Below are 11,830 nucleotides of genomic sequence, written 5' to 3'. Positions count from 1 at the left end.
CCGTCATACGCCAAGTGCTTACGCATGCGCCGAAAGTCGTGCGGCCCGAGGGGCGACGGCACTACAGATCACATCATCGATCACGTCATCAGGATACAGCAGACAGCTTGCCCTGTCCCCTCAAACTCATCGGGTAGTCACTCCAGCCCGAACATCTCAGCGATGGCCATGATCGGCATACGATCTCTTCGCCGAAGCTTCCATGGGACAAATTCGTCGTCGATTAGGGGCAGGCCCGTCCGCTTGGCCATTACCCACAGCAAAGTCGGCTCTACGTCGGCACCACCTCGCAAAGACAGGAGCCACGCGCGAGCACCTGAAGATAGCGGCCATCGGGAAAACTGAGTGTCACCCTTTGATACGTCGTCGCTTTCGTCAAAGAAAGCGTGCCCTGCGGAGAGGAGGCCGTGCTTCATCGCTAGCTTCCGTGCAATCCCACAGTCGTCGATCATAGATAGAGCTAGCATGACACGTGCGTCAGAGGCATTGCTTCCCCGGAGTGCCTCCAAGGTTCCTGCATCGAACTCGGCAGCCAACTGCACGCCTAGCGCAAGAAGAAGCGGTGCTGCGAACTGTGGGTCGATGTGGTCCGCCAAAGATTTGATGGGTTCCCAAGGTACAAGACCGTGCTCCCCAGGGTGTCCAGTAACTCGAAACACTACGGCCCATGCCGCAGCGTAGCGGACAGGATAGAGATTCTCTTGAACATCACCGACGACGTAATCGTTGCGAAGGCTTCGTTCGACTGCAGTCCAGGCAGCCGGATAGTTTGGACGGGTTAGGAGATCCAGTAGAGATGCGTGCAGCGCAACATCGATCGGCGCGTCGCCCTCTGCAGCAAGAAAGGCGACGATTTGATCTAGGACTGCTGTCGGCAGTGTGTCGAATTTTGCAAGAGCCTCAGCAGCAGCACGAGCTACGTGATACTCGGGCTCTTCTCGCCTCTGATGCTCGGGATGCCGAGCATAGTTTCGCTGATCACCGAGAAGAGTTATCAGTGTGTGATGGCCATCAATCCAAGCATTCTCTCCAATGACGACTGCCAACTCTGCTCGGACAGGTGCACTTTTGTCCGCAGCAAGGCGTAGCATCGCTGTCCTTTCAACATCGTCAGCCGCCGGAGCCAAGGCTTTCAAAGCTGCGCGGCGAACTTTGTAGTGCTTATGGCCAAGCGAGGTGATGATCGCGCTACGAGCCCCAGCAGTGCCAAGATTGGATAAGGCCGAAATACCGGCCTGGGCATCGCCTTCATCTTCAGAAGCAGCCCACTGTTTAGCAAGAACCAAGACATCTTGACCTTCCGCTGCTGAGATCAAAAGCAGAAGACGCGCAAGCCCGCGCGGGCCCTCTGCTAGCAGGGTTAGCGCTTGTCCTGGCGGGAGATCTCGGAAGCATTTCAGAAGAGTAGAATTGTCAGCCCCAAGGGGTCGTGCAAGCGCTAAGTGCACGGCGGCCCTTACATCAAGTGGACTCGCGGCCAAAATTCGCTTAGCCAGTGCAGCTTTTTCCTTACCGTGTACGAGATCTACAATCGCTGGCACGAGCAAGGCAGCCCGAACAGGCGACAGACTCGGTAAAAGACCAAGCAAAATAGTCTGGGCCGAGAGCCCCCTCGCCCCATCCTCATCATCCCCCTCAAGGAATGACAAGGCACGGACAGCCGCATCAACCGCGTTAGGTCCCCCACTGACCAGTGCGTTCATAACGCGATCTCGCCCAAACTCCAGACGTCTGTCGGCAATGACACCCAAACCTGCAGCTTGAAGACTGTCGTCCTGCCCCGCAGCTTCAAAAAAAGCGTCGAGTTCATCTGCAGTGACTTTGGGCAAGTTGAAGCGCATTACATCGGGCCAGAGTGGCAGTACGACATCCAGCCTCGGATGCACCGAGATCCAGGCGTATCCCTCCCGGCGACGTCGCGCGATCACATAGCCCTTGGCGAAGTGTTCAGCCGAAGGTCCCTCATCCTGCGCACGTTCTTCGATATGAAGGCTCTCGGCAAAATCAAGCTCGCCCTGCCATGCCTGAAAGCGCGCTGTTCTTGACTTGGCAAGGGCGGCGTCGACACTCGCCTGCATCTCTATGATCTGGTCCCACACCGTCGCATAAGGTGGCTCAGGACCCATTAGCGCGCATTCTGAGATCGCATCGGCGCTCATGACAAAGTTGGCAGCTTGGGATACCACCCTGCCGGCAGCTACGAAGGCTTGAGTGAAATCTACACCGAACGGCTTCAGCCATGAGATTAAATCATTAGCGCCATAGTCAGTGTGTGTCCACGGCAACTGGTGAGCGATGAATCCCTTGAGGATGAGCAAATCACGGTCAGAAGCGATGACGGCGTCGCGGTTGGCCTTAGAGACCTTTGGTGGACGCCAGCCGATGTTGGCGAAAACGTCTTTATCCTTTGCCCCCCCACGCTCAAGCCAGTCGACGAGCAATCTGATCGGCGAATTTGAACTGAGCCCGCGATCTGCCGCTACCCAGGCTCTATGAAACTCCGAGGCACCGCCAACAGCCATCACTAAGCCATCTACAAGAAAGTCATCGAACGCAATCTCAACAGCTTCATCGAGTTCGACGCCATCGTTTTCCAAAGCCTTCGCCCCAGTCACGATGCGATCGACCAGATTCAGCCAATCTGAATCCTTCTTGGCCAAAATAAGGGCCGCTCGCGCGACAGCGTTCAGCGCAACCTCGGCCGCCCGAGGTTGCTCACGGGCCAATTTCTCCATAGCTTCCACGACCTTGGCATGAGCGACATAAGCCCCGTCACCGTCTTTGGTCAGCTGGGTTTGAGCCAGTTGCCGGGCCAAGTCGTCGAGTCCAATTTCGACCTTGTTTTCGCTCTCCACTTCTCGCCGAAGGCTAGTGAGCCGGCTAGGAGGCAACGCGCGAGAATTGCGCAGCAAGGACCAAAGTACGGCAGCGCCGCGTGTACCTTGGTCGCCAAAGCCACGTATCTGGTCGCGAACCACCTGCAGACGGCTATCACTAAGTGCTCGATTCACCAGACTGTCGATGTCAACGTCGGCTGGCTTCGAGACCGCATTCAGCTCACGCGCAAACGCATTGAGCTCGAAGGGGGACTTCAACCTGCGAAGCAGGCGCACTTCGTGTTGGCGCGCGAGATCCTGGCGCCAAGCACCAGCTGTAGTCAGTGAACTGTGCAATATCGTCCTGCGCGCGTCATCATCGTAGGCGTCATCGTCGATAACGACAGCGCGGTCGGCCCACACCGGGGACGGCGAAGCGCTGAGGGCTTCGCGATAGATCTCGCTTCGAGATGTGATGACAAACTGCTTGTCGGAGACCTGCTGGTGCATAAGAGCACTGATTCGCGTGACCCACGCCTCTGCTTCCCCCTTCTTCAGAGCAGACTGTCCCCAAGGATCTTCAAGATGGAAAAGCACTCGGCCGGGAGCAGCGAATGCATCCTCAATCTCCGCCAGGCCTGCGCTCTCTCGTACTACCTTGTAGGGTCGATCGGCACAACGTCTATCAAAGGCCAATTTGTCAGCCGTCAAGCTCTTGCCATAGCCCGACGGACCAACTAATAGCACTGCACCCAATTGAGCAAGACGCTCCTCTGCGGCAAGCAAATTAGCTGGCGCGACGTACCGGGCCAGTTGCGGATTGGCATGAGGCATGCCACCGAAAAGCTCGGCAATCTTCTCAACGTCTTCTTTGCGTAGCGGGTCAGGGACTTCGAGAAATCGATCTTCGACAGCACGTTGAAGTCGTTCGACACAAGCGTCCAGTGCCTGAGCAGGAACGTGCAAACTTTCGGTGAGAACTTCATCGATCTGCCTGCGCGTCTCCTGGTGCGTCATACCCTCAATCAGAGCGAAACGACCAGCGAGCTTTTGCTTCTCTGGCGTTTTCAGGTTGAGGTTGGTCGGCGTGAAGCTGCTATCTGAAAATTGACCTGGATACCTAACGCGGCCTTTGGCTAGCGCACCATCGACACTGGAGTTGGTGATGAAGACGTACCTCCGCCTATCGTCGGCCAGTAGCATCGCCTTGGCGCGAGGCCTGGGCGCTGGGCCTTTACCCCCCCTGGCCTTTCTGTCATTCACAACGCCAGCAAAATCCTTGCTACTCCAAGCACCAGCCCCCTTGAACTTGATCTGGACATGCAGTTCACCACCAGCCATCACTTGAAGGCTAGCGTCGGCATCCTCCGGTGACACCTTCAGTTGGGCCTTGACGTCATCGTGCGAAGCTGGCTCAACGATGATCTGATCCGCCTCGGCATGCTGCGAGAACATGAGGCGCAACGCCACCCAAATAGTTACCAACTTTTGATAGTCGTAGCCTTGATACGATGGGTTGGCACCACCCTCAACATCTTCCAGCGCCATGAATTTTCCTCACTCCAAGTCTGTGCCAGGTACGTGGTCAGGTGAAGGGATCATTGACGTCCCCTGACGTATGTAATATAGTTTATATTAGAAACAACATAAACTGGAAGCGAGCATGGCACGACCGATGAAGCCTGTACCGCAACCAGTGTTGCAAGCCGACGAGGTACGTCAGCAGCTTACGGAGCTCACGCGACGACTAACCTCAGACCCCGAGGTAGCTCGGTTCTCTCTGGAGGTCGACAACCGCACTGGAATGGTTTCAGCAAATGTGCAGCACTGGAGCGGAAGGACTCAGCACGACGAATGGATCACGAGGGATATGCGCCAGCGGCATCAGTGGGACCCCACTTCACTTTCGATCGAAGAGCGGAACAGTTCTGTTCTGTCTCTGCTGGGTCAAGGGGTCACTCAGGTAGAAGTCGCAAAACGCGTTGGAATCTCTCAGTCCCGCGTTGCGCAGATCAAGAAGTCGTTGATTGACTCGTAAAAACACAGAGCCCGCTGACCGGGCTTACTTAGGAAACTGAAATGTCAAAAATTATTGAAGCAGCAGGCGCCCTTGTTGATAGCGGCGCCGACCTCATCGAAAAAGTCGCCTCGCCTGCGTCTCGCGCAGGTTCCACAGTTGAACGTGCTGGCCGACTTCTGGAAGAAGGTGTCGATGCCGAAGTCATCGCGTTGCAAATGACTAAGAATAGCCCTAATGGCACGCGCTACACCGAGGCCAAAGTCTTAGCCTTTGGCGAACTCTACGAAGACTCAAAAACCAAGGCGCCGTTGACTGCGGCGCAGACTCGTGCGCTGATCAAAGACCAACGAGCACAGCAGAGCACCGACACGCCCCCCCTTCCTGTGTGACTTTGCTATGGCTCCTTACCAGCAATAGCCGTGCGCCTAAATCCTCGATCCCCTGCCATAAAGGCGTCCAGCATGTAAGGGATCAGTTTTTCAGCATCGACCGCCTCGCCGTAGGTTTGCGCGTGCAGCGCCGCGTAGCGGTCGAGGTCGGCTTCAGGCTGGCCGGGCAGGCAAAGGTCAGCTTCGTGGATTCCGTTTTCGGCAACGGCCCGAGCCGCAGCTTGCGCGTCGTCATCGTGAAGTCCCCCTGTTGAAGAAAAGCGGCTGGTACGGCCGCAACACCAGATCGCGGTTGACGATGATGCGTACCGGCAAGCCGGGGCGCTCCGTCAAGGTGGGCTGGATGTTGAGGTTGCGCCGGGTCATCTCTTGGCCGACCTGATTGATGCTGTCCTGGGCGCTGTCGCGACCGGCGATGATGATGCGATCACCGTCCTGCCGGTTCTCCGGCGCGGCCAGTTCGGCACCGACACCCAGCAGCGTGGTCAGCGCCGCGCCGGCGAAGATGCGGGCCCAATGCCAATCCACATCATCTTCCAGCCCGGCATAACCGGCCGGGTCGGTGCCCTCCAGGTTGTCGAGCGTGAGCGAAGACGTGTCGGGCAGGATGATCCGGTTCCACACTACCTGCACGCGGCTCTGCCCGTAGCTGACCTGGCTGTTGTATTTGCCCAGGATGCGGGAACCCTGCGGGATCAGCAGGAACTTGCCGGTGGCGGTGTCATAGACCGGCTCCGTCACCGTGGCGATCACGTCGCCCGGCAAGTCCGACTTGATACCCGTCACCAGTGCCCCGGCCACCACCGTTCCGGCCATGACCTGATACGGCGAAGCCGGCAGGGTCAGATTGCCAGAATTACGGGTTTCCGTGGTTCCGGTTTTCTGGAAAACCTCTTTCTGATCTTGTCGGTTCTGCACAGCGGTCGGGTCGGCAGGCTGGGCCGCCGTCGAGGCAGGCCCGGCCGCCTGCGGGTCGAACGCCGCATTGGCGGCGAAGCCTGGCGCAGCGGCCGCTTGCGTCTGCGCCACCGGCGCGGCCTTCTGCGAACCCGAGCGGAAGAACACCGACGATGCCGCCGCCGATTCGGCTTCCTTTCGCAGCGCGTCGTTTGGGTCGTGGCCGGGAGCTGCGTAGGCGGCCGTCACGGGCTGCTGCGACTTCACGATGGCCGGGCCAAGATCGCCCGGCAACGGCGGCCCCAACTCCGGCACTTGGGTTGTCGGTTTGTTCGGCATCTTCGAGTAGTCTGCCGGCAGCGCGTCCAGCCCTTCCGACTTGGAGACGCGATCGACGTTGTAAAGCTCGGTCTGCTCGCCAGTGCCGCGCCGCTGCGGTTGCAGCGACCACATCAGCGCGCCAAGCACGACGACCGACAGGCCGCCGGCGAGGATGGCCAGCGTGCGCCGGTTCAGACGTGTGACCGGACGCGGTTGCGCACGCAGCGCCACCGCCTCAGGTGCCACCTTGCCCGCCTGGGGCGTAGTGAGGTCGGGAATGTCGTCCTGGCTCATGGTCAGTTCCTCCGTGCCACGCCATCCGTGCGTTCGATACGCACCACGTCGCCGCCATCACCGCCCAGGCGCAGTTCGGCAGCGCCGAACAGCCGATCCACGATGTAGTACGGCGGACGGAAACGGTAGTTCACCAATTGCCCGTCACCCTGCGCGCCGATCACGAACAGCGGCGGCAGCTCACCTTGCGCAATGCCCGGCGGGAACTGGATATAGACCTTCTCGCCGTCATCGAAGGCGCGCAGCGGCTTCCACGGCGGATTGCTGCCTGACACCACATAGCGGAAGCGGATCTTCTCCAGCGACAGGCCAGTATCGACCGGCGCGGCGGCGCTGGCCGCTTTCGCCTGGCGTTGCAAGGCCAGCATCCGGTCTTTCGGGTAGTCCCAGGACACCGACGCCATCCATGCCTTTTCTGTCGAGGTCAGCTCCAGCAGGTACGTCCTGCGGCTGGTCGTGATGACCAAATTGGTCTTGAGGCCCGAACGGATGGGCTTCACAAGCACATTGACGCGCAGCGCGTCGCCGCTGCCGCTGGACGTGTCGCCGACGATCCAGCGCACGGTATCGCCGGCGGCAACAGTCACCAGTTCCTCGCTCGGCTGCAAGGAAACCACGGTCACGCGTCCCGGCGCGGCATAGACCTGATAAAGCGCGCCGTCCGTGAAAGGCCACACCTGAATCGCATTGACGTAGCCCTCGCGGGTCGGCGCGATGCGCGCCTCGGCGTTGGCGCGCGAGACACGCACCTTCTCGTCGGCAGGCTCCGGCGTAGCCGGGGCCGTGTCCGGTTCGGGCAGCGGCTTCAACTGTGCCGGCAGCGCCAGCGGCTAGGTCGCCACCGATTCCATTTGTCGCGCCATCAGACGGATCTCAAGCGGCGACAAGGCGCGATCCTTTGGCACGAAGGTTGCGATCGACACGGCACCGACATCGGCGGCGGGGTTCTCCACTTTCTCGCCGTGCAGGATGGCGAAGGCATAGACTTGCTTCACGATGTCGCGGACGTGCACCGCGGTAGCAGGCGCCCCGCGCTCCTTCACCTTGTTGCACAACGCTCGCAGGTCGTCGGAGGTAATTTCGTTGAGCTGGCGGTTCTCAAAGGCCGGCAAGACGTCCCGATCGACGATGCTCTTGCGCATCGCCTTGGTGCTGTCGGCCATCCGGGCGCCCACCAACCACTTCGCGGTCATCTCGCCGAAAGTCTTGGCGGCGGTCAGGCGACGCTTATCGCGCTGCTTCTCCAGCGCAGGGGACCTACCCTGAGTGACGGCCTTTTTGGCGTCGATCAGCTTTTCACGAGCAAGAGCCAGCGAAATACCGGCAGGCCCATAGCGGCCGATGGTGAGGGTTTCGCGGCGTCCGTTGAGACGGTAGTCGTAGCGGAAGGTGACGGTACCGGTAGGCGATACCGTTACGTACATCCCATCGCGGTCTGAAGCCTTATAAATCTTGGACTTAGGCTTGAGATTGCGCAGTGCTGTGTCGGTAAGCATCGAGGTTTTTCTCCTGTTTCATGACGGCTTTTACCGTCAGGGGCCAGGAGACCTGCTGATGCCGGGAAAGCCGCATAAAACAAGCTTTCCCGAGGAGACCTTTACCGTCAAAGACGGTTTTGGTCTGGATAGTGAACGGGACGGTCTTAATTCGGCCCTCAGTTCTTACCGCCAGTTCCACCGTCAACCTGTTCTGTTGGCCGGCGATAGCCACCGATAGCTGCCGTGACGTATATTTTTTTAAATCAACACGTTACGGCAGTTTTTCGATAGCCTGCGATAGTCCCCGAAGGACCTGATTTCACTCCCACTCAATAGTAGCCGGCGGCTTCCCCGAGATGTCGTAGACCACCCGCGACACCCCCCGCAACTCATTGATGATCCGGTTGCTCACCGTGCCCAGGAACTCATACGGCAGATGCGCCCAATGGGCGGTCATGAAGTCAATCGTCTCCACGGCCCTTAGCGCAATCACCCACTCGTAAGCGCGCGCATCACCCACCACGCCCACCGACTTCACCGGCAGGAACACGGCAAACGCCTGGCTGGTCTTGTCGTACAGGTCGGCCTTGCGCAGCTCATCAATGAAGATGGCATCAGCCTTGGCCAGCAGTTCGGCGTACTCGCGCTTCACTTCGCCCAGGATACGCACGCCCAGGCCCGGGCCCGGGAACGGATGGCGGTAGACCATGGTGCGCGGCAGGCCGAGTTCGACGCCCAGGCGGCGCACTTCATCCTTGAACAGCTCGCGCAGCGGCTCCACCAGGCCCAGCTTCATGTGCTCCGGCAGGCCGCCCACGTTGTGGTGGCTCTTGATCACGTGCGCCTTACCGGTCTTGCTGCCCGCCGACTCGATCACGTCCGGGTAGATGGTGCCCTGCGCCAGCCACTTGGCGTTCTTCAGCTTGTTCGACTCTTCATCGAAAATCTCAACGAACAGGTTGCCGATGATCTTGCGCTTGGCTTCCGGGTCGCTCACGCCTTCCAGCGCGGCGAAGTAACGGTCGGCGGCATTCACGCGCACCACCTTCACGCCCATGTGCTCGGCGAACATCGCCATCACCTGGTCGCCTTCCTGCCAGCGCAGCAGGCCGGTATCCACGAACACGCAGGTCAGCTTCTCGCCGATGGCCTTGTGCAGCAGCGCAGCCACAACCGACGAGTCAACGCCGCCGGACAGGCCCAGGATCACTTCGTCATCGCCCACCTGTTCGCGCACGCGGGCGATCTGGTCATCGATGATGTTGGCGGCGGTCCACAGGGTCTGGCAGCCGCACACATCCACCACGAAGCGGCGCAGCAGCGCCTGGCCCTGCAGGGTGTGGGTCACTTCCGGGTGGAACTGCACGCCGTACCAGCGCTTTTCCTCGTTGGCCATGGCGGCCACCGGAATGCGGTCGGTGGTGGCGGTGATGGTGAAGCCCGGCGGTGCAACGGAGACGTGGTCGCCGTGGCTCATCCAGACATTCAGCTTCGGCTCGCCGCCGTGGTCGCTCAGGCCCTTGAACAGTGCATCCGGGTTGATCACGTTCACTTCGGCGTGGCCGAATTCGCGCTGGTCAGCGGCTTCGGTGGCACCGCCCAGCTGCGCGGCCAGGGTCTGCATGCCGTAGCAGATGCCGAAGATCGGCAGGCCGCTGTCGAACACTTCCTGCGGCGCGGCCGGGGCACCCGGCAGCGTGGTCGATTCCGGGCCACCGGACAGGATGATGCCCTTGGCGCCGAACGCCGCGATCTCGGCCGGGTTGTGGTCCCAGGCCCAGATTTCGCAGTAGACGCCCAGCTCGCGGATGCGGCGGGCGATCAGCTGCGTGTACTGCGCGCCGAAATCGAGGATCAGGATCTTGTCGTTATGGATATTGGTCATGGCGCCCTGGCAATGCAGTAGGGAAAACGAAACTTCAAATAATTTGCTGCGGCAGATGGAAAAAGAGGAACGGGAATCAGCTTCCTCGTTCCTCTTTATCCGGCCCGCGTCAGGCGCGGTAGTTCGGCGGCTCTTTGGTGATCGTCACGTCGTGGACGTGGCTCTCACGCTGGCCGGCGCCGCTGATCTTTACGAACTTGGGCTTGCTGCGCATGTCTTCGATGGTGGCGCAACCCACGTAGCCCATGGTGGCGCGCAGGCCGCCCATCAGCTGGTGGATGATGCCGCCCACCGGGCCGCGGTACGGCACGCGGCCTTCGATGCCTTCCGGTACCAGCTTGTCGGCGGTGGCGGCGTCCTGGAAGTAGCGATCCTTCGACCCCTTCTCCATGGCAGCCAGCGAGCCCATGCCGCGGTAGCTCTTGTACGAACGGCCCTGGTACAGCTCGGTCTCGCCCGGCGATTCCTCGGTACCGGCCAGCAGGCCGCCGACCATGATGGTCGAGGCACCGGCGGCCAGCGCCTTGCCGATGTCACCCGAGTAGCGGATGCCACCGTCGGCGATCAGCGGGATGCGGTCCTGCAGCGCTTCGGCCACCAGATCAATCGCGGTGACCTGCGGCACGCCGACGCCGGCGACGACGCGGGTGGTGCAGATCGAGCCCGGGCCGATGCCGACCTTCACGGCGTCCGCGCCACTGTCCAGCAGCGCCAGTGCGGCTTCGCCGGTGCAGATGTTGCCACCGATGACCTGCACGTTCGGGAAGTTCTTCTTGACCCAGCTGACGCGGTCCAGCACGCCCTGCGAGTGGCCGTGCGCGGTATCGACCACGATCACGTCCACGCCGGCGGCGACCAGCGCTTCCACGCGGCGATCGGTATCGCCACCCACGCCGACGGCAGCGCCGACCAGCAGGCGGGTCGACAGATCCTTGGCAGCGTTCGGGAAGTCGGTGTTCTTCTGGATGTCCTTGACGGTGATCAGGCCACGCAGTTCGAACGAATCATTGACCACCAGCACCTTTTCGATGCGGTTGCGGTGCAGCAGCTGCAGCACTTCGTCGGACGCGGCGCCTTCCTTGACCGTGATCAGGCGATCCTTCTTGGTCATGATGTGGCGGACCGGATCGTCCAGCTCGGTCTCGAAGCGCATGTCGCGGTGGGTCACGATGCCGGCCAGCAGGCCGTCGCTGCCCACCACCGGTACGCCGGAGATGTTGTGCGCCTGGGTCAGGGCCAGCACGTCGCGGATGGTGGTTTCCGGGCCGACGGTGATCGGGTCGCGGATGACGCCGGCCTCGAACTTCTTGACCTTGGCCACTTCCGCGGCCTGCTGTTCCAGGCTGAGATTCTTGTGGATGATGCCCATGCCGCCGAGCTGGGCCATGGCGATGGCCAGGCGGGCTTCGGTGACGGTATCCATGGCTGCAGACAGGATCGGAAGCTTCAGCTTCAGGTCGCGAGTCAACCGCGTTTCGAGGTTGACGTCCTTGGGCAGGATGGTCGAATGGGCGGGGACGAGCGAGACGTCGTCGTAAGTGAGTGCTTCAGCCTGGATGCGCAGCATCGGCATACCCGAGATGTGGGGAAGCGCGACATTTTACCCTGTTTTCGCGCCGCGTGGCAGGGGGTAGATGCGACGCAGTGTCGCGTGGGCGGCGATCCATTCAGGGGCCGCACCAAAGCAGGTAGTGCCGGCCGCTGGCCGGCAACCTCATGAACCTTCGGAC

General features: G+C 60.7%; 6 protein-coding genes and 3 pseudogenes. 2 read left to right on the top strand and 7 right to left on the bottom strand.

From position 1 onward, the window contains the following. Nucleotides 1–137: 137 nt before the first annotated feature. A complete protein-coding gene (locus tag D7T59_RS05440; protein WP_180851531.1) occupies nt 138–4,364 on the bottom strand; it encodes an nSTAND3 domain-containing NTPase in 4,227 nt (1,408 codons plus the stop codon). A gap of 115 nt (nt 4,365–4,479) precedes the next feature. Here D7T59_RS05440 and D7T59_RS21470 point away from each other — a divergent pair, with 115 nt between their 5' ends. Together D7T59_RS21470 and D7T59_RS05430 are read left to right on the top strand one after the other, a co-directional pair. Continuing rightward, on the top strand, nt 4,480–4,854 hold the full coding sequence (locus tag D7T59_RS21470) for a sigma factor-like helix-turn-helix DNA-binding protein (protein WP_180851532.1): 375 nt from the start codon (nt 4,480–4,482) through the stop codon (nt 4,852–4,854). A 41-nt stretch (nt 4,855–4,895) separates the two neighbouring features. Beyond that, on the top strand, nt 4,896–5,225 hold the full coding sequence (locus tag D7T59_RS05430; protein ID WP_180851533.1) for a hypothetical protein: 330 nt from the start codon (nt 4,896–4,898) through the stop codon (nt 5,223–5,225). Nucleotides 5,226–5,230: 5 nt separating this feature from the next. Here D7T59_RS05430 and D7T59_RS05425 read toward each other — a convergent pair. The 6 genes and pseudogenes from D7T59_RS05425 to guaB form a co-directional block, all read right to left on the bottom strand. Next, a pseudogene (locus D7T59_RS05425) lies at nt 5,231–5,460 on the bottom strand (DUF2274 domain-containing protein). Further along, nucleotides 5,457–6,737, bottom strand: coding sequence for a TraB/TrbI/VirB10 family type IV secretion system protein (locus tag D7T59_RS05420; RefSeq protein WP_180851534.1), 1,281 nt, complete (start codon nt 6,735–6,737; stop codon nt 5,457–5,459). Before D7T59_RS05420 ends, D7T59_RS05425 begins: the two are co-directional and overlap by 4 nt. A 2-nt stretch (nt 6,738–6,739) precedes the next feature. Further along, nucleotides 6,740–7,567: pseudogene (gene trbG / locus D7T59_RS05415) on the bottom strand (P-type conjugative transfer protein TrbG); the annotation flags it as partial. 3 nt (nt 7,568–7,570) lie between these two features. Next, nucleotides 7,571–8,233: pseudogene (locus D7T59_RS05410) on the bottom strand (tyrosine-type recombinase/integrase); the annotation flags it as partial. Between the two features lie 301 nt (nt 8,234–8,534). Then, complete coding sequence (gene guaA / locus D7T59_RS05405) at nt 8,535–10,100, bottom strand: glutamine-hydrolyzing GMP synthase (protein WP_005413109.1); 1,566 nt, start codon at nt 10,098–10,100, stop codon at nt 8,535–8,537. 109 nt (nt 10,101–10,209) lie between these two features. Further along, nucleotides 10,210–11,667 (bottom strand): IMP dehydrogenase, encoded by a 1,458-nt coding sequence (guaB, locus tag D7T59_RS05400; protein WP_005409308.1) that lies wholly within the window; start codon nt 11,665–11,667, stop codon nt 10,210–10,212. Nucleotides 11,668–11,830 lie beyond the last annotated feature (163 nt).

It is taken from the genome of Stenotrophomonas maltophilia, assembly GCF_013464915.1.
GTDB lineage: Bacteria > Pseudomonadota > Gammaproteobacteria > Xanthomonadales > Xanthomonadaceae > Stenotrophomonas > Stenotrophomonas maltophilia_AT.
The sequence above is the reverse complement of the archived record's forward strand: the minus strand, read 5'-3'. Positions and strand labels throughout refer to the sequence as shown.